This is a genomic window from Mucilaginibacter sp. P2_A4, assembly GCF_056405015.1.
In genome coordinates, this window is sequence record NZ_JBFUCX010000002.1 from 464598 (window position 1) to 482840 (window position 18243).

Annotated in this window: 17 protein-coding genes; 12 read left to right on the forward strand and 5 right to left on the reverse strand. The window is 42.1% G+C overall.

Features of this window, described 5'->3' with window-relative positions; all coding sequences use genetic code 11:
* Positions 1 to 52 precede the first annotated feature (52 nt).
* From AC1DYB_RS06070 to AC1DYB_RS06080, 3 genes are all read left to right on the forward strand, one after another.
* Positions 53 to 601: a fumarate hydratase gene (locus AC1DYB_RS06070; protein ID WP_477433257.1), complete on the forward strand. Its 549-nt coding sequence runs from the start codon at positions 53 to 55 to the stop codon at positions 599 to 601.
* Positions 602 to 603: 2 nt separating this feature from the next.
* Complete coding sequence (locus tag AC1DYB_RS06075; RefSeq protein WP_477433259.1) at positions 604 to 1398, forward strand: S1/P1 nuclease; 795 nt, start codon at positions 604 to 606, stop codon at positions 1396 to 1398.
* A 70-nt stretch (positions 1399 to 1468) separates the two neighbouring features.
* Positions 1469 to 1909, forward strand: coding sequence for a low molecular weight protein-tyrosine-phosphatase (locus AC1DYB_RS06080; RefSeq protein WP_477433261.1), 441 nt, complete (start codon positions 1469 to 1471; stop codon positions 1907 to 1909).
* A gap of 706 nt (positions 1910 to 2615) precedes the next feature.
* Here AC1DYB_RS06080 and AC1DYB_RS06085 read toward each other — a convergent pair.
* Positions 2616 to 3122: a GNAT family N-acetyltransferase gene (locus AC1DYB_RS06085; RefSeq protein WP_477433263.1), complete on the reverse strand. Its 507-nt coding sequence runs from the start codon at positions 3120 to 3122 to the stop codon at positions 2616 to 2618.
* Between the two features lie 288 nt (positions 3123 to 3410).
* Between AC1DYB_RS06085 and hisS the strand changes: the two genes are divergently transcribed.
* From hisS to AC1DYB_RS06105, 4 genes are all read left to right on the forward strand, one after another.
* The gene (gene hisS, locus AC1DYB_RS06090) at positions 3411 to 4790 is read left to right on the forward strand and encodes a histidine--tRNA ligase (RefSeq protein ID WP_477433265.1); all 1380 of its coding nucleotides are present in this window, start codon (positions 3411 to 3413) and stop codon (positions 4788 to 4790) included.
* A gap of 306 nt (positions 4791 to 5096) precedes the next feature.
* Positions 5097 to 5702, forward strand: a complete 606-nt coding sequence (locus tag AC1DYB_RS06095; protein WP_295720994.1) for a DUF4142 domain-containing protein — start codon at positions 5097 to 5099, stop codon at positions 5700 to 5702.
* A gap of 90 nt (positions 5703 to 5792) precedes the next feature.
* A complete protein-coding gene (locus tag AC1DYB_RS06100) occupies positions 5793 to 8219 on the forward strand; it encodes a zinc-dependent metalloprotease (protein WP_477433268.1) in 2427 nt (808 codons plus the stop codon).
* Positions 8220 to 8463: 244 nt separating this feature from the next.
* The gene (locus tag AC1DYB_RS06105) at positions 8464 to 8847 is read left to right on the forward strand and encodes a hypothetical protein (RefSeq protein ID WP_295720996.1); all 384 of its coding nucleotides are present in this window, start codon (positions 8464 to 8466) and stop codon (positions 8845 to 8847) included.
* Between the two features lie 66 nt (positions 8848 to 8913).
* Here the strand turns inward: AC1DYB_RS06105 and AC1DYB_RS06110 are convergent, their stop codons facing one another.
* Positions 8914 to 9813, reverse strand: coding sequence for a nucleotidyltransferase family protein (locus AC1DYB_RS06110; RefSeq protein ID WP_477433271.1), 900 nt, complete (start codon positions 9811 to 9813; stop codon positions 8914 to 8916).
* An 86-nt stretch (positions 9814 to 9899) separates the two neighbouring features.
* The gene (locus tag AC1DYB_RS06115; RefSeq protein ID WP_477395780.1) at positions 9900 to 11015 is read right to left on the reverse strand and encodes a M42 family metallopeptidase; all 1116 of its coding nucleotides are present in this window, start codon (positions 11013 to 11015) and stop codon (positions 9900 to 9902) included.
* Positions 11016 to 11282: 267 nt separating this feature from the next.
* On the opposite strand from AC1DYB_RS06115, the gene AC1DYB_RS06120 reads away from it, so the two are divergent.
* Positions 11283 to 12197, forward strand: a complete 915-nt coding sequence (locus AC1DYB_RS06120) for a DUF6340 family protein (RefSeq protein WP_477433273.1) — start codon at positions 11283 to 11285, stop codon at positions 12195 to 12197.
* A 147-nt stretch (positions 12198 to 12344) separates the two neighbouring features.
* Here the strand turns inward: AC1DYB_RS06120 and AC1DYB_RS06125 are convergent, their stop codons facing one another.
* Together AC1DYB_RS06125 and AC1DYB_RS06130 are read right to left on the reverse strand one after the other, a co-directional pair.
* A complete protein-coding gene (locus tag AC1DYB_RS06125) occupies positions 12345 to 12785 on the reverse strand; it encodes a GNAT family N-acetyltransferase (protein ID WP_477433275.1) in 441 nt (146 codons plus the stop codon).
* Positions 12786 to 12935: 150 nt separating this feature from the next.
* A complete protein-coding gene (locus AC1DYB_RS06130; RefSeq protein ID WP_477433277.1) occupies positions 12936 to 14477 on the reverse strand; it encodes an acyl-CoA carboxylase subunit beta in 1542 nt (513 codons plus the stop codon).
* Between the two features lie 107 nt (positions 14478 to 14584).
* On the opposite strand from AC1DYB_RS06130, the gene AC1DYB_RS06135 reads away from it, so the two are divergent.
* The 4 genes from AC1DYB_RS06135 (at position 14585) to AC1DYB_RS06150 (ending at position 18243) form a co-directional block, all read left to right on the forward strand.
* Positions 14585 to 14917 (forward strand): hypothetical protein, encoded by a 333-nt coding sequence (locus AC1DYB_RS06135; RefSeq protein WP_295721002.1) that lies wholly within the window; start codon positions 14585 to 14587, stop codon positions 14915 to 14917.
* Between the two features lie 77 nt (positions 14918 to 14994).
* Positions 14995 to 16599, forward strand: coding sequence for a SulP family inorganic anion transporter (locus tag AC1DYB_RS06140; RefSeq protein ID WP_477433280.1), 1605 nt, complete (start codon positions 14995 to 14997; stop codon positions 16597 to 16599).
* Positions 16600 to 16608: 9 nt separating this feature from the next.
* Positions 16609 to 17331: a carbonic anhydrase gene (locus AC1DYB_RS06145; protein ID WP_295721004.1), complete on the forward strand. Its 723-nt coding sequence runs from the start codon at positions 16609 to 16611 to the stop codon at positions 17329 to 17331.
* A 174-nt stretch (positions 17332 to 17505) separates the two neighbouring features.
* The gene (locus AC1DYB_RS06150; protein WP_295721005.1) at positions 17506 to 18243 is read left to right on the forward strand and encodes a YoaK family protein; all 738 of its coding nucleotides are present in this window, start codon (positions 17506 to 17508) and stop codon (positions 18241 to 18243) included.

Below are 18243 nucleotides of genomic sequence, written 5' to 3' on the forward strand. Positions count from 1 at the left end.
GAACAGCAATTGTATGCCAAACCCTCTGAACGATTTTCTTTCAGCGCCCTCAATGAAAAAGACTTTCAGCAAAAGACTCTATAGCCTTTTGTCTTTTACCTTTCACCCTAAAAAAGCCTTTTATCTTTTGCCTTTCGCTTTTTACCTCAGTGCCTGCACCATGAACCCCAATTTACAAAAAACGGGTGTTAAATATTTGCAGGGCGAATGGCGGCAGGATTCGGTTCCGGCGCAAAAACGACTGGTAACTTATTCATTGTACGACCTGAAATTTAGCTGCGATTCTTTTTTAATGAAGATAAGCACCGTGAGCAAGGTAAATTATGGAGCTGATACCTGCATGAACAGCGGCCATTGGGCCGAGTACATTCGCGGTACCTATGTGCAAAAGCAGGATACCCTGCACCTTAAAGGTCAGTTTTGCAATGCCGATGGCAGTTATAAAGATGAGAAAAGCTGTTTCCGCTATGGCGATTACGAAGAGTTTTTTAGGGTGAAACAAAAGGCCGATTCTTTAATTGAATTTACAAGTACATCAAACGTAATACCCATTAATGCGCGTTTAATTAAAAGAACAAGCTGCATCCCAAAACCACTATGAAAATGAGCACTAACTTTTTCAAAAAGATCATTCTTTTTGTAGCTGTATGCTACATCCCATTGCAAAGCATGGCATGGGGAACCAACGGGCACCGCATTTGCGGCCAAATAGCTGATAGCTATTTAACTCCAAAAGCACGCTTAGCTATCCAGGCTATTTTAGGCAATGAGTCTATTGCTATTACCAGCAACTGGGCCGATTTTATTAAATCGGATCCGGCTTACAGTTACCTGTACAACTGGCATTTTATTGATATGGATAAGGCTTACACTTATCCCGAGCTGCAAGTTTATTTAAAGGCAGATACCGCCGTAGATTCATACACCAAAATGAATTTTTTAATTGCCGAACTCAAGAAAAAAACGACCACCAAAACCAATAAATTGTTATACCTGCGTATGCTGATCCATATTGTGGAGGATGTACACCAGCCCTTCCATACCGGGCATACCAGCGATAAGGGTGGCAATGATTTTAAAGTACAGTGGTTTGGCAAGGATAGCAACCTGCATTCGGTTTGGGATAGCCAGCTGATAGATAATCAGCAGTTAAGCTATACCGAGTATGCCACCTGGATAAACCACACTGCGGCCGCGCAACGTGCCACATTGCAAAAAGACCCTATAAGCCAATGGCTTTTTGAAAGCAATCAACTGGCCGAAAAGTTTTATGCCGATATTAAACCAGGTGATAACCTGAACTACAAATACAATTTTAGTCATATAGCAATCCTTAACCAGCAGCTGTTAAAAGCAGGAGTACGTTTGGCCGGAGTGCTTAATCAGATATTTGGTTAATTGTAGCCGAAGGCTGAAAGCTTAAAGCAAAAAGCTTTGAGCTTTCGGCCTTTTGCTTTAAGCTTAAACAATGAAAATACTAATGGTTTGCCTCGGTAACATTTGCCGTTCGCCGCTGGCGGAAGGGATCATGCAGCACCTGAGCGATGGGGAAGGACTTGGCTGGGAAATTGATTCTGCAGGCACAGGCGACTGGCATGTAGGAGAGGGCCCCGACAGGCGAGCTACCCGCACGGCGCGCAATCACGGTATCGATATCAGTAGCCAGGTTTGTCGTTTATTCAGGCAAAGTGATTTTGATGAGTTCGATCATATATTTGTGATGGATAAATACAACCTCAATGATATCCTGAACATGGCCCGCAATGATAGGCACGCCCAAAAAGTAAAGCTATTATTAGGCGACAAAATAGTACCCGATCCATACCATGATGATACCCAGTTTGAACCAGTGTTTACGCTGATTGAAGGCGGCTGCAAGGATCTAATCAGGAAGCTGACGAGCCGATAATATAAAGAATCGACGTTGTTAGGTAACTCACGTGTTTTGCAAAAAAGAACACTTTATCCCCGTAGTTTGTATCCCCACAAACTACAGCTTCCAAAGCAATTGTGCCGGCTGTTTGTGAGGACGCAAACAGCGGGGAAAAAATAGTATTAGAATCGTCGCGAAGCACGAAGCAATCTTACCCCGTAGTTTGGGTCCCCACAAACTACAGTTTCCAAAGCAATTGTGCTGGCTGTTTGTGAGGACACAAACAGCGGGGAAAGAATAGTATTAGAATCGTCGCGAACGACGAAGCAATCCCCCCCCGTAGTTTGTGTCCCCACAAACTACAGCTTCCAAAGCAATTGTGCAGGCTGTTTGTGAGGACACAAACAGCGGGGAAGCGGAAAAATATATGTTTTAGTAGCCAAAAGCTTTTGTTTTCCAGAAGCGTCAGCAGAACAGCTTCGGCCGAAAATGGGCAGAACGATGGTGGGTTGTGCGGCTGTAGGGCATAGGAAGTTTTTGCCTGGATTGGGCATTGGGTGAGGGCAAAATAATTCCAGCCCAGGTTCTGCCCGTTTTGCAGAGCAAAGGCCGGTGCGGCAAAGAAGCATTTCTGCTGACTTGATTTTTTGGTTACTTTTGTATCAAGACAAAAGTAACTAGGCCCTCCCGCGGCCATGAGCGGGCCAATGTTGTTTGATTACTACTAAGTAGACTTAGAACCTTAAAGGGCTTTCCTCACCCTAAAAAACGGCAGATCTTCTCCATACCAGAAAGCCTCTCCCCAGCGCTCAAAACCAGCTTTAAGTAAAACCTTTTGTGATGCAGCATTATTTGGATGGGTAACAGCACATATCTCCAGTAGGCCAACTTTATTTAAGCCATAATTAATCAAAGCTTTGGCAAGTTCGGTTGCAATGCCCTGACCCCAATATTTCAAATGCAGGCGGTATCCAAGCTCAATTTTGTCACCGTCAGATTCGCTTGGTTTTAGCATACATACACCTATAAACTCATTATCGCCCACATTAAATATACCCCAACGACCCAGACCGGTTTTGTTCTTATAATCTTTAAGAGTATCCTTAAAAACCTGCTTGCTTTCGGCGGGCGTACGCTTTTTTACATATTGGGTAAGGCGTTCATCCTCGTCCATCAAAAGGGAAAGTTCTTCGTCGGCAGCAGTAAATTCTCGTATCAGCAGGCGGGGCGTTTGAATGATAATGTTCATGGTTTTCAAAAATATATTATTCTGCAGGTAATCAGGAAGGGGTAAGGTAAAAAGTATGTCATTTAAGGGGATATGCCGCTATAATCTATAAAAAGGTCAATCCTTTAAAAAATATAAGTTATTGATAGTCAAAAAGAACAGTGTTTCAACCCTTTATTTAGCAAAAACTTAGAACCTTGACTATCAACATAAATAGTGTTCGGTCCGCTCCACATGTTCCACCCGTTCCGGTGGAACGCCGAAATGATTGCCGTTAGCGCATAAATCTCTTTTTTGTACATTTGCCGCATGGCATCTATTAAACCATCCGTACCTAAAGGAACCCGCGATTTTTCACCTGTTGAAATGGTGAAACGTAACTACATCTTCGATACTATTAAAAGCGTTTTCCGTAAATACGGCTACCAGCAGATAGAAACACCAACCATGGAAAACCTATCAACCCTAACTGGTAAATACGGTGATGAGGGAGATAAGCTGATATTTAAAGTGCTGAACAGTGGCGATTACCTGGCCAAAGTAAAACCCGAGAAACTGGCTACGCTTAACTCCAATGCCATAACGTTGGATATCTCCGAAAAAGCCCTGCGCTATGATCTTACCGTTCCATTCGCCCGCTACGTAGTGATGCACCAGAATGAGATTACACTCCCGTTCAAACGTTTCCAGGTGCAGCCTGTTTGGCGTGCAGATAGGCCTCAGCGAGGCCGTTACCGCGAATTTTACCAGTGCGATGCCGACGTGGTGGGTTCCGACTCTTTACTGAACGAAGCAGAGTTTGTACTGATATATGATGAGGCTTTAGGCAAATTGGGATTGAAGGATTTTACCATCAAGATCAATAACCGCAAAATCCTGTCGGGCATAGCCCAGATCATTGATAAGGCCGATAATATCATTGACCTTACCGTTGCCATTGATAAGCTGGATAAAATAGGCCTGGATGGCGTTATCAAAGAGCTCATGGAACGTGGCTTTACCGAAGCCGACATAGAAAAAATAAAACCGGTCATTTTACTGGAAGGCACTAATACCGAAAAACTGCAAAGTCTGCGTGTGGCCTTGGCTGGCTCAGAAACCGGGCTGAAAGGCTGCGATGAGATAGAAACTGTTTTTAAATACATCGAAAGCTGCCCGCTACAAACGGCAAAGCTTGAACTGGATATAACCCTTGCCCGCGGACTTAACTATTACACAGGCGCCATATTTGAGGTGAAAACTAACGAGGCAGTCATGGGCAGCATCGGCGGTGGCGGTCGTTATGATGATCTTACAGGTATGTTTGGTTTAAAAGGCCTTACCGGGGTTGGTATTTCTTTTGGTGCAGACAGGATCTATGATGTATTGGAGGAATTGAACCTTTTCCCATCGACAACAAACCAAAGCACACAGGTACTCATCTGTAACTTTGATAAGGAAGGCGAAACTTATGCTTTGCCTTTATTACAACAACTCCGCCGTCAAAATGTAAATACCGAACTTTACCCGGCAGGTGCCAAGATCAAAAAGCAACTGGATTATGCTAATAACAAAAACATCCCCTATACGGTTGTAATTGGCGGTGATGAAATGCAAAGCGGCCTTTTAACATTTAAAGATATGGCCAGTGGTGTACAGGAAAAACTGACTGCGGATGAGATTGTGAAAAGGATGGTCAATCTTCAATAAAAAAGCTCTGAGTCCTGCCGAACTTGTTTCGGCATCCCATAAGCAAGGTCTACAGCATGACGGTTACATGTTTTGTGGGATGCTGAAACAAGTTCAGCACGACAAGTTTTAGAATGCCAGACTTACGAAGTTTTTAAAACTTCGTAAGTCTTCGCTGATTTGTCACTCCCTCCCTCGGCTTTTCGCGAAATTTTATCAGTTAGCATGATATTTTCTTTAACTATATTGTCTGTAATTTTACAAATAAGAAAATAAAACTTATCGTAGTGAAAGTTGTTGACTATAAAAACAATATAAATCATCACTATGAAAAAGTTAAGTTTAATAACGATGCTGGCGATTGCAGCCTTATCGTTCCAATCATGCGGGGGAGCTAAAGACAGCAAAGAAGCTGCTGATAGTACAAACGCAAGTAAAGATTCTTCAACAATGGCAGTTAAAGATACCGCCGGTGTTACCGGGGCTCATGGTATAGCTGTTGACGAAAATGATGCCAAATTTGCTACCGCTGCAGCAAACGGTGGTATGGCCGAAGTAGCTGTTGGGCAATTAGCCGGCGAAAAAGCTATGAATGCCAAGGTAAAGGCATTTGCCGCAATGATGGTAACCGATCACAGCAAAGTAAATGAAGAGTTAATGGCTATTGCTAAAGCTAAAAACATCACATTACCTTCTGCCCCTGATGAAGATCATCAAAAAATGAAAGCCGATCTGGCAGCAAAACCAGGCGCCGATTTTGATAAGGCGTATGTAGATGCCATGATTGACGGCCATAAGAAAACAATTTCTTTGTTTGAAGATGCTGCCAAAAATTGCAAGGATGCCGACCTGAAAGCTTTTGCAGAAAAAACCTTGCCTACTATTAAAGGTCACCTGACCGAAATTGAAGGTATTAAAAAAGGGATGAAATAATTTCTGATATATAGGTAATGGGAGGGAGGTGATTTTCACCTCCTTTCTTTTTTTATACCTATTTTAGGGCTGATTAATAAGTCGGCCCCTATGAAAAAAAGCTACTACTTCTTCTTATTCCTCCTTTCATTTTCCTGTTTTAACGCAAAAGCGCAAAAGGCAGATGATATTGAAACCAAAACCAAAGGTTTTACCAAATATACAGGTTACTTCAATTTTTACTGGGATGACAAGACAGGGAAGGTTTTTTTGGAAATAGATAAACTGAACCAGGAGTTTCTTTATGTGAACTCCTTACCTGCGGGTGTAGGTTCAAACGACCTGGGGCTCGATCGAGGGCAAATTGGTAACAGCCGGATTGTGAAGTTTATAAAAAGTGGTCCTAAGGTGTTGTTGATCCAGCCCAATTACAGTTACCGGGCTATAAGCGATAATGTTGATGAACGTAAATCCGTTGCTGAAGCCTTTGCGCAATCGGCCATATGGGGCTTTACCGCCCTTGCCCAGGATGGCGATAAAGTACTGGTTGATTTTACTCCTTTTTTGCTGCGCGACAGCCATAAAATTACTGATAGGTTAAATGATAATAATCAAGGCAGCTTTAGCTTTGATGAAAGCCGCTCGGCGGTGTACTTGCCCAATACCAAAAGTTTTCCTGATAATTCGGAGTTTGAAGCCACCATTACATTGGCAGGTAAAGCTAAAGGGGCCGAAATTAGTTCGGTGTCGCCTGATCCTAATGCTGTTACGGTGAGGATGCACCAGTCGTTCATAAAACTGCCCGATGATAATTATAAACAGCGTAAGTTCGATCCGCGCTCGGGTTATTATGATGTGGAGTATATGGATTATGCAACACCGATAGATCAGCCAATCATGAAACGTTTACTGACAAGGCATCGCCTCCAAAAAAAGGAGCCTACGGCAACCATCAGTGAACCGGTAAAGCCCATCATATATTATGTTGATCGTGGAGCGCCCGAGCCTGTGCGCAATGCCTTAATAGAAGGGGCCAGTTGGTGGAACCAGGCTTTTGAGGCGGCGGGGTATAAAAACGCGTTCCAGGTGAAGTTGCTGCCAGACGACGCCGATCCGATGGATATCCGTTACAATATTATTCAATGGATCCACCGCTCAACCAGGGGATGGTCATACGGCGAGGGGATTAGTGATCCACGTACCGGCGAAATTATTAAGGGGCAGGTATCACTCGGTTCGTTGCGCGACAGGCAGGATTTTTTAATAGCCGAAGGATTGGTGCAACCGTATGAAGATGGTAAACCGGTTAGTGATAAAATGATGAAACTGGCCCTTGCCCGGTTGCGGCAACTGGCCGCGCATGAGGTTGGGCATACACTGGGCTTACAGCATAATTTTACAGCCAGTGTAAATGGCAGGGCATCTGTAATGGATTACCCGCCGCCCGTGATCAGTTTGAATACTGACGGCACCATCGATCTGAGTAAAGCTTACCGCACAGAGATTGGAGAATACGATAAACGCGCTATTCTTTATGGCTACCAGGATTTCCAGGCAGGCACCAATGAGGATGAGGCCTTAAAGGGTATTGTTACTCAAACTATTAAACAAGGCTTCTTATTTATATCCGATGATGACGCCCGCCCCGCCGGTAGCGCGCATCCGCAGGCACATCTTTGGGATAGTGGTACCAATGCTGCTGATGAATTGAATAGGCTGATGGTGCTTCGGAAACATGTATTAGATAATTTCTCTGAAAAGGCCATCCGCCAGGATGCGCCAATGGCCACGCTTGAAGAGGTATTGGTGCCTATGTACTTGATGCACCGTTTCCAGGCCGAGGCTGCTTCAAAAATGCTGGGCGGTTTGTATTATACCTTCGCTTTAAAAAACGATGGACAAACCATTACTAAGTTTGTTCCCCCTGCCGAGCAATGGAAAGCATTTGATGCATTAATGGGAACCATAGCTCCCAACGCACTTGCACTACCCGAAAAGTTGATCGAAAAAATACCACCGCGACCAATAGGGTACCCGCGAACAAGGGAAACCTTTAAATCGCACACAGGGTTAACCTTTGATCCTATGGCTGCTGCAGAATCTGTCGCGGGTGCAACGCTCTCTTTTATGCTGCAACCAGAGCGGGCGGCAAGATTGATTGAATATCAATCGCGGGATAATACCCAGCCGGGCTTATTACCGGTGCTGAATAAATTAGTGGCCCAAACCTGGAAAGCACCACAGGCAGCAGGCTATAAAGGCGAATTGCAACGCCTGGTAAATAATTTAACCCTTAAACAGATCCTGACTCTTGCTGCTACCACCAGTGCCCCGGAGAACGTGCGCGGCATTGCCCTGCTGCAAATTGATGAATTGAAGAAATGGATGCAAACTGCTATAAATACCGCTACTGATCTCCGAAAAGCAAATTTGTTGTTCGGAATGTCGCAGATCAGTCAGTTTGAAAAAAATCCGGATAAGTTTCAACCGGCAGCAGTGTTGAACATGCCCGATGGCTCACCTATTGGTATGGATTAACGGATATGGGCATTTATTACCGACGAAGCCTGAAATTACACCGATGAAGGCTGCGTATTGAGCGATGAATGTGTAATTGATTGATTGTTAGTGCGTTTATGAGTGTTTGCCGAGTGGAATAGGCTTTTGGTCTATAATAATATAACGATGGTCTATTGCATTTTTTTGATGCCGAAAGATGTTGTTGATTTGAATATTGAAACTAAAAACAAAATTCAAAAACGATATTTAAAATCAAAAGATCATGAAAAATTCAATCAAATTATCAGCATTATTCTTTCTATTAAGCGCCGGCATTTTTGCCACAACAGCAGCAAGTGCTAAAAACCATACCCCCAAAACTAATGATGTTATCACCGTATCAGCCATGAAGAAAAATCTTGGGGTAGCGGTTAATATTATCAAAGCCGATGAAGGAAAATCAGTTGTAAGGATTTACGATAAAGAAAACCACATATTACTAAAAGACTTTTTGCCTAATAAAGCCGAAGCTTCAAAGGGTTATATTTTAACCAGCCTGGAAAATGGTGATTATACCTTTGAAGTGACTTCAAACAAGGAAGTAGTTACAAAAACAGTTCATGTATATGATGAAGACCAAAAGAAAACATTTTTCTTTGTTGACTAATCCAGAGTGTTATAAAACAAAAAAATCCCGCCATAAGCGGGATTTTTTTGTTTTATATAAGGGATATTAATCCCAAAGGTTTGTTGGATAAGTGCCATTGGCAACTAATTCCGAAATACATTTTTGTACAATAGGTTTATCTTCTTTATAAGTTACACCAAACCATTTTGCGCCGGTAGGGATAACTTTAAATGATGCAGTACCTGCTTTGATCAGCTCATCAGCAACTAAAGGGATAAAGAACTCCGATTTTGGGTTGTTCTCGTTAGCTGCAACAAATGTCCTGAACATTTCTTCGCTTTGCTTAAAAATAGCGGGAGTAAAGCCCCAGAAATTCATAGATACACGGGTTTCATTTGGTAATGGATGTTCGCCGGTGGCATCTTTATAGGCAACGCTGCCATCTTCTTTAAAATAAACCTCGGTGCGCTCGTTAATTGCTACCATATTGCCTTCTTCAACCTGGCAAACTCCACGTGATACGGAGCCATAATCAGAAAGCGTTCTGTCTATCTGGTAGCCTATTATAGAGTAAGTATCATCGGAAACTTCAGTAGTTAAAAATTTCGCCATTTTTTCAAAAGAATCGTAACCATAAAAATCATCGGCGTTAATTACACAAAAAGGCTCATTGATTTGGTTGCGGGCGGCAAGTACAGCATGTGCGGTACCCCATGGTTTTGCGCGTTCAATAGTTTTATCAATGCCAAAAGGTTTCAGGTCTAAGCTTTGAAAAACGTAATCTGTTTCTATACGGCCTTTTAATTTGGGTTCAAATATCGCTTTAAAATTATCTGCAAATTCTTCACGTATAATAAAGCTTACTTTGCCAAAACCGGCTTTAATAGCATCATATATAGAATAATCGATAATAGTCTCTCCGTTGGGGCCAAAGCCGTCAACCTGTTTCATGCTTCCGTAGCGGCTGGCCATACCGGCAGCCAAAATAAGTAGTGTGGGTTTCATAGAGTGTCTGTGGGGTATTTGTTAAGCTAATTTTTTAATTGTGTATTAAGGAAGGGTTTAAGGTCGAAAATGTTTTAATGAATAGATTATTTGATGTATCTGAAATCCTGTCCGGCTTTGATATTTAACAAAACTTCGTATATCAAACGGATAACATTATCAACATCCTCCTTGTGAATCATCTCCACAGTGGTATGCATATAACGTAGAGGTAAAGATATCAGCGCAGATGGTACGCCATCATTTGAGTAAGCAAATGCGTCAGTATCGGTACCGGTTGATCGTGATGAGGCCTGGCGCTGAAAAGGTATTCCTGCCTTTTGGGCAGTTTCAATTAGCAGTTTATTCAGGTTGTTTTGTACCGCAGGGGCATAAGATACAACCGGGCCACGGCCGCAAGCCAGATCGCCCTGGGTAATCTTATTGATCATTGGGGTTTGGGTATCATGCGTAACATCGGTAACAATAGCTACATTGGGTTTTATTTTATGAGCTATCATTTCTGCGCCACGTAAGCCAATCTCTTCCTGTACGGCGTTTACAATATATAAGCCAAACGGCAGTTTTATGTTGTTCTCTTTTAATAGGCGGGCAACCTCGGCAATCATGAAACCACCTGCGCGGTTATCCAGCGCGCGGCCAACATAATAACGATCATTCAGGATCATAAACTCATCCTCGTAGGTAATTACGCAACCAACATGGATGCCTAATTTTTCTACCTCATCTTTAGATGTACAGCCACAATCTAAAAAGATATTTTTAAGGGTTGGAGCTTCCTCTTTTTCGCCGCCAGAACGGGTATGGATAGCAGGCCAGCCAAATACTGCTTTTACAATGCCATTATCGGTATGGATATTTACCCTTTTTGATGGTGCTATCTGGTGATCAGAGCCACCATTGCGAATAACGTATATTAAACCATCGCTGGTGATGTAGTTTACAAACCATGATATTTCATCGGCATGTGCCTCAATCACTACCTTATAATCTGCTTTTGGATTAATGATCCCAACTGCTGTACCATAATTGTCTACATAATGGTCATCAATATAGGGCTTTAGATATTCGAGCCATAATTCCTGGCCTTTCCATTCAAAGCCGGTAGGAGAGGGATTATTAATGTATTTCTCGAAAAATGGTAGCGAAGTTTCGTTTACTATAGAAATATGCGAAGCGGAATCAGATTTTTTTTTAGCCATGTTATTTTTAGTAACCTTACAATATGCAATAAGCAAATATAATAAAGCCGTTGATAAAGCCTTAAAATAACTTGCCATAATGGGAATAAATGTGTGTTTTTATTATAAATTTAATACTTCAATATCCTGAATTGGTGTTTTTTTTAATTATTGAGTGTTTTAAACCATTTGATTAATTATTTGTCATTAACTGTGTACTTTACAGTAATCTGTAAAGTCGGGTTATTTATAATATTTTTGTTCTTTGCTACTTTAATTTACTACATCGTGAAACGATTTGCGCCTTTTTTTATTTTGATAATTGCCTTTTTAACGTCATGCAATGTTGCTCAGTACGTTACTGTGCCGGTTAATTACGGCCCTAAAATGGGTTTCAGGCATGATAGCACTACCATTGTAGTTATAAACAGGTATAAGCCCGATAGCATAAAGATAAGAGATCAGCGAAGGTTGACTGTTTTGAAAAAAATGGCCGTTACCTCTCTCCAGACGGCTGCTACTCAGTTAAAATATTTACGCGGGGTACGTATCATCAATATTGTTGATTCTTTAAATTACGCCGTAAATACCGATTCTGTTAAATTCCTGGCATCAAAGTATGGTGCCCACTATGTTTTAGCGCTAAATGATATAACCGCGGGTATATATGCCGAGAATAGTTATTACAACGGTAATGTAAGTACTTATTATACAACCAAAGTAAAAACGATTCTTAACTTGTATGAAAACAACGGTCTTTATTCCAAAAGACTTTCAGGAATGGCCGAAGTGCCCCAGGATGAAGTGTATTCGGGCGGCTTTGCGGCATTATTTTATCGCCCCTCTTACAGGAGTAGTATTCCGACTTTAACAATAGCTACCCAAAATGCAACGCTGGATGCGTTAAAGGATTACTTGCCCTTCTCTATTTCAAACGAGCGACCGCTATACACAGATGGCGAAGCACTACAATCATCAGCAGCGCTGATAAAAGCGGGGAAATTTGATTTGGCTTTTAAGATACTAAATCCCTTAATTGATGGTGCCGATGTAAAGCTGGCAAGTAAGGCAGCTTACAACCTTGCGGTAGTTTACGAGGCGCAGGGCGATATTGAGGAGGCATTGAAAACTGCTAAGCTATCAAACGACAAGCGCCGGAGCGAAATGGCCCAGGCCCTGATTGCCGATTTACTGAAGGAGTAGGTTTAAACGCGCAGATTTTTAAATGTGCAGATTTTTTTTTCTGAACCTGAATTTTAAGAATTTAGGAATGGGCAGAATATAAACGGCATTCTGTTAATTCATTAATTCGGTAAATTCTGGTTCAGACATCATCTGACATCTGCACATCTAAATACCCTTCTCCAATATTTCGTAATCAAAACCATTTTTAGCAAATAGTATACCAGTCTGTTTAAAGCCAGACTTTAAGTAGAAACCGATGGCTAATAAACGGGCATTGCACCATAAACGTTTGCCGCCATTTGTAACTGCAAAATCTGTAATGTGATTTAGCAACTGTTTGCCAATGCCCATGCCTTGTACTGATTCATCAATCCCAAATTTTCGGAACTGGAAATCATCACCCTTTTGAAACAAGGATACCACTCCAACAATGGCATTATCCTTAAAAGCTGCAAAGTGCAGCCCTTCATTATCCTCGTCCATTTCCATTTCATATAGTTTTTGGGCAGGATATAAAACCTTTTGCCGTAATCGCCAGGTAAGCTCCGGGCGGATCTGCTCAATGCTTATTTCGGATTTCGGATGTTCGATCTCGGATTTGGTCATTTTGGGAATGTAGATTTCTGATTTTATGATGGTATCCTATTTTTTAAATTATGCAATTCAAGAATTAAAAATAAACCCGAAACGGAGAAGTCCTCTTTAACACCCCTGAAAACAATTAAAGGTTAAAAATCGAACTTCCCAATTCCGAAATCAAAGCGGAATATTCCCATGTTTTTTCCTTGGGTTGTTTACTACTTTATTTTCCAGCATTTTAAAGGCCTGAATGAGTTTAATGCGCGTTTCTGCAGGTTCAATTACCTCGTCGATGAAACCGCGCTCAGCGGCACGGTAGGGGTTGGCAAAGGTATCGGAATAGAGTTGTTCCATTTCCTTCCATTTGGCTTCCTTATCTACTGCGGTTGTAATCTCCCTTTTAAAAATGATTTCGGCTGCGCCTTTGGCACCCATTACAGCAATCTCTGCAGATGGCCACGCATAGTTCATATCGGCGCCAATATGTTTGGAGTTCATCACATCATAGGCCCCACCGTAGGCCTTACGGGTTATCACCGTAATACGCGGAACGGTAGCCTCGCAAAAAGCATACAGCAATTTAGCACCGTTGGTGATAATTGCATTCCATTCCTGATCGGTACCGGGTAAAAAACCAGGAACATCTTCAAAAACCAGCAACGGAATGTTGAAGCTATCGCAAAAACGCACAAAGCGCGCTGCTTTGGTTGAACTGTTGATATCTAAAACACCGGCCAAAAACGCCGGTTGGTTAGCTACAATGCCAATGCTGCGGCCTGCAAGGCGGGCAAAGCCAACAACAATGTTTTCTGCAAAATCCTTATGGATCTCTAAAAAAGAGCCTGTATCTATCACATGGTCAATAATCTCGCGGATATCATAGGGGGTAGATGCAATCTGCGGCAAAAGGGTATTCAGCTCCGATCGATATTCGTTTCCTATATCATAAGGCAAGGCCGGAGCCCTATCCTCACAATTTTGCGGCATGTAGCTTAGTAGTTTTTTTATGTTTTGAATAGCCTCAATTTCATTGGTACACGCAAAATGTGTTACGCCCGATTTGGTGGCATGAGTTGTAGCGCCGCCGAGTTCTTCAGACGTCACCACTTCGTGAGTAACCGTTTTTACAACGTTAGGCCCGGTCACAAACATGTAGGATGTGTTTTCCACCATCAAAATAAAATCAGTGATGGCAGGTGAGTAAACCGCCCCACCGGCGCAGGGACCCATGATGGCCGAAATTTGCGGAACAACGCCAGATGCCATGGTGTTTTTATAGAATATATCGGCATAGCCGCCTAAGGATACCACGCCTTCCTGTATGCGTGCGCCGCCCGAGTCGTTTAGCCCGATAACGGGAGCGCCGTTTTTGATAGCGAGATCCATGATCTTGCAAATCTTTTCGGCATGAGTTTCAGATAAGGATCCACCGAAAACGGTAAAATCCTGGGAAAATACGTAAACCAACCTGCCATTTATGGTGCCATAACCGGTTACAACACCATCGCCCGGATATTTTTCTTTCTCCATTCCAAAGTCGGTGGAGCGATGAGCTACCAGCATTCCGATCTCCTGGAACGAGCCTTCATCCATTAAAAAATGCAGGCGTTCCCGCGCCGTTAATTTCCCTTTTTTATGCTGACTTTCAATACGTACTGTGCCGCCGCCTTCAAATGCCTTCTGGCGTTTTTGCCTTAATAATCCAAGCTTTTTATCCACAATTCAGGTTGTTTGTAACATGATAAAAATAGTAATTAAATTGTAAGATAAGGGTAAATCTGCTGTACATGCTTTTAACAACCCCATTTTTACCTATATTTGTAATAATGAAGATCAGGAATTTTAAAATACTGGTAGCAATAATGTTTTTGGGTGTCTTTGTCATAAAGATGGCCATATCTCTTGCTCCTGCATTTTTATATCTTGACAATAAAACTGTAAGCGCAGTTATCCTGCAACTGGAGCAGGAATCAAAGGCCGAAAAGGACACACCTGATAAGGATACTTTTAAAGAAAAAAAGGTTTTTGATGAATATGATTTGCACGCAATTGATTTTATCACCTTTGTGGTAGAAACCAATGTGCTGCATAACCAGGAACATTCGCTCTACAAGCAGGTTTACCATCCTATAGTACCTACCCCGCCTCCCAACGTTTAAATGATTTAACCGGATATTCCTTATCCGGAAGCAACGCTTTACAATTCATTTAAATTTTCATTCAAACATTCATTCTCATGCAAATTAAGCAAGGTGGGTTTGCCGTTGGCAATCTTAACCTAAAAAAATACTTTTTACCCAAAAATCTAAAAAGAGATCTTCCGGCAAGTCTTGTAGTTTTCCTGGTAGCCTTACCACTATGTCTTGGTATAGCGCTGGCATCTGGCGCACCACTGTTTGCGGGTGTACTTACAGGTATTATTGGTGGTATAGTTGTTGGTTCATTAAGCGGCTCGCAGTTGAGCGTTGCTGGTCCGGCGGCAGGTTTAACGGTTATTGTATTAAATGCCATTACCAGCCTCGGTTCCTATGAAACATTTTTACTTGCCCTGGTACTGGCTGGTGCTTTCCAGATTTTGCTTGGTGTTTTAAAAGCAGGTACCATTGCCAACTATTTTCCATCATCGGTAATTGAGGGAATGCTGGCGGCTATTGGAATTATCCTCATCATGAAGCAATTTCCGCATGCGGTGGGTTACGATGCTAATTTTGAAGGGGATGAAAGCTTTAGCCAGGCAGATGAACATAACAGTTTCTCCGGGATACTTGGCGCCTTCGCTAAAATAAACTACGGCGCGGTAATAATCAGCGTGGTTTCATTGGCATTCATGATCTACTGGCCTAAATTTAAAAAGCTGGCAATGATACCTGCCCCATTATTAGTGGTGCTCGCTGGTATTGGTTTAAGCACAGCGTTTGCGGGTACCGATTTAGCGTTGCTTGATAAGCAGTTTGTGCGTATACCCATTGTGAATAGCAGCAGTGAGTTTTTTGCTTTATTTAAAACAGCTGATTTTAGTGGAATTGGTAATAAACAGGTTTGGATAACCGCTTTTACCATTGCTATTGTGGCCAGCCTGGAAACGTTGTTGAGCCTGGAGGCCGTTGATAAAATTGACCCTATAAAGCGAATTTCGCCTACCAATCGTGAATTGGTTGCACAGGGAATAGGTAATATTACCAGTGGACTATTGGGTGGCTTACCCATGACTGCCGTTATTGTACGTTCATCGGCTAACGTAAATTCCGGTGCCCGTACCAAGATGAGCACGGTGGTTCATGGCTCATTGCTACTGGTGTCGCTACTGTTTATCCCTGTACTTATCAACCTGATACCACTATCATGCCTGGCAGCTATCCTGCTCATGACCGGCTATAAACTGGCCCGCATATCGTTATTTAAGCATATGTGGCATTTAGGTTTAAGCCAGTTTATCCCTTTTGTGGTAACTATAGCCGCAGTTGTGTTAACAGACCTGCTTATTGGCGTTGGTATTGGCATGTTGGTTGGGATCTTTTATATCCTGCGCACCAACTTACGCAATCCCTATTTTTACCAGATCACCAAAAATGGCGATAAAAAAGTGATTAATATAAAGCTTGCAGAAGAGGTTTCCTTTTTGAATAAAGCAGCGATACAGATCACTTTAACAAGTTTACCAAGTGGTACAGATGTGATCATTGACGGCTCCAACTCGCGCTATATTGACCCGGATGTACTGGAGATCATCCATAATTATAAGCACAACGCCTATACCAAAGGTATAATTGTCCAATTACTTGATATAAAGGATAAGTACGATGTACCTCCTTTAAAAGAATTAATGTATAACCCTAACTAAGAAAAAATCATGGCACTTATAGAAAATAAAAAAAACGAGAAACCGGTAATTGATACCACTAATCTAAAACTGGCCCAGTCTGATAGCTATAACGCGTTATTACGCGGAAACAATGAGTGGGTGGAGAGAAAGTTAAAAGAAGACGGCGACTTTTTCAAAAACCTGGCAAAAGGCCAGCACCCGCAGGTATTGTGGATAGGCTGTTCAGATAGCAGGGTACCTGCAAACGAGGTTACCGGTACCAAGGCAGGCGAGGTGTTTGTACACCGTAATATTGCCAACGTATGTGTACACTCGGATATGAATATGCTGAGCGTATTGGATTATGCGGTAAACGTGCTTAAAGTAAAACATGTTATAGTAGCTGGTCATTATGGTTGCGGCGGTGTGGCAGCTGCCATGAGCAACAAGCAATTCGGTTTGATAGACAACTGGTTGCGCCATATTAAAGATGTGTACCGCTTGCATAGTCATGAACTTGACCGCATTACCGACGAGACTCAAAGACAGAATCGCCTTGTAGAGCTTAACGTGAGCGAACAGGTGTATAACCTATGTAAAACATCCATCATTCAAAATGCCTGGATGGAACGTAATGATCTGGAAGTACACGGCTGGGTGATTGATTTGGGTACTGGCTTGGTGAAAGACATCAAGGTAAGCAGCAGCAGTCCGCATAATTTAGGTTATGTGTATGAGCTGGATAGCATCGAAGCTGTGGCTTCGCATTAAAAATAATAATACAATAATTTCTCTGTGCCGAAGGGGCACAGGGAGGTTTTTTTAGTTTGCCCCGGTTCATGCAAATGGCCGGGGTTTTTTGTTTACAGGAGGTTAACAATAGCGTAAGCAATAACTATAAATTTTTATCCTATTTTTATGCGTTGTTAATAAACAGCATTAACTATGCTCAGGCAATCAAAAGAAGAACGCACCCTTAAACAAAATTTATTGCTGGCTTCGTCAACGGCTTTTGTATCGGGCGTTACCAATGTTGCGGGGATGGTTGCTTTTTTAGCTTTTACCTCCAATATTACCGGGCATGTGGCCAACCTTGCCAAACATATTGTGGAGCAGAATTTTAGGGAGATTGTGGTATTTGTAATCTGGTTGCTGCTTTTCTTTGCGGGGGCTTTTTTATCCAATTTTATAGTGCGCTCGCTGGAGCATAAAAGCCGTTACCGGGCACATTCCACACCAATCATCATCGAAATTATTTTGCTATTGTTTGTTGCCGTTTATGGTCATAACTTTTATAAAGAAACTGATCTGGAACGCGAGATAGTTATAGGAGTTATTATTTTTTCGATGGGTTTGCAAAATAGCCTGGTATCAACCATATCCGGCGGGTTAATCAAATCGACCCATTTAACAGGTTTGTTTACTGATTTGGGTGGTGATGTTTCTGAATGGCTACATCCCAATGTCGAAAAAACAACTGTCATTCGCAATAAAATAATTGTTCGGGTTACGGTGCTCTCCTTTTATTTTATTGGGGCAATATTGGGTGGTTTTCTTTTTAATTTGTATGAGTTTGCTATTTTTTATTTCATACCATTAATTTTGCTTACTATATTGTATTACGATCTTTCGCCTGTTGCGCTGCACAAAATAACCCGTTTATTTTGGACTGAAAAAAGGTGA

Bases quoted from the DNA above. Each gene is read 5' to 3' on its own strand.
- AC1DYB_RS06070 (WP_477433257.1), top strand. From the start codon at position 53: ATGAAAAAGACTTTCAGCAAAAGACTCTATAGCCTTTTGTCTTTTACC.
- AC1DYB_RS06075 (WP_477433259.1), top strand. From the start codon at position 604: ATGAGCACTAACTTTTTCAAAAAGATCATTCTTTTTGTAGCTGTATGC.
- AC1DYB_RS06080 (WP_477433261.1), top strand. From the start codon at position 1,469: ATGAAAATACTAATGGTTTGCCTCGGTAACATTTGCCGTTCGCCGCTG.
- AC1DYB_RS06085 (WP_477433263.1), bottom strand. From the start codon at position 3,122: ATGAACATTATCATTCAAACGCCCCGCCTGCTGATACGAGAATTTACT.
- hisS (WP_477433265.1), top strand. From the start codon at position 3,411: ATGGCATCTATTAAACCATCCGTACCTAAAGGAACCCGCGATTTTTCA.
- AC1DYB_RS06095 (WP_295720994.1), top strand. From the start codon at position 5,097: ATGAAAAAGTTAAGTTTAATAACGATGCTGGCGATTGCAGCCTTATCG.
- AC1DYB_RS06100 (WP_477433268.1), top strand. From the start codon at position 5,793: ATGAAAAAAAGCTACTACTTCTTCTTATTCCTCCTTTCATTTTCCTGT.
- AC1DYB_RS06105 (WP_295720996.1), top strand. From the start codon at position 8,464: ATGAAAAATTCAATCAAATTATCAGCATTATTCTTTCTATTAAGCGCC.
- AC1DYB_RS06110 (WP_477433271.1), bottom strand. From the start codon at position 9,813: ATGAAACCCACACTACTTATTTTGGCTGCCGGTATGGCCAGCCGCTAC.
- AC1DYB_RS06115 (WP_477395780.1), bottom strand. From the start codon at position 11,015: ATGGCTAAAAAAAAATCTGATTCCGCTTCGCATATTTCTATAGTAAAC.
- AC1DYB_RS06125 (WP_477433275.1), bottom strand. From the start codon at position 12,785: ATGACCAAATCCGAGATCGAACATCCGAAATCCGAAATAAGCATTGAG.
- AC1DYB_RS06135 (WP_295721002.1), top strand. From the start codon at position 14,585: ATGAAGATCAGGAATTTTAAAATACTGGTAGCAATAATGTTTTTGGGT.
- AC1DYB_RS06140 (WP_477433280.1), top strand. From the start codon at position 14,995: ATGCAAATTAAGCAAGGTGGGTTTGCCGTTGGCAATCTTAACCTAAAA.
- AC1DYB_RS06145 (WP_295721004.1), top strand. From the start codon at position 16,609: ATGGCACTTATAGAAAATAAAAAAAACGAGAAACCGGTAATTGATACC.
- AC1DYB_RS06150 (WP_295721005.1), top strand. From the start codon at position 17,506: ATGCTCAGGCAATCAAAAGAAGAACGCACCCTTAAACAAAATTTATTG.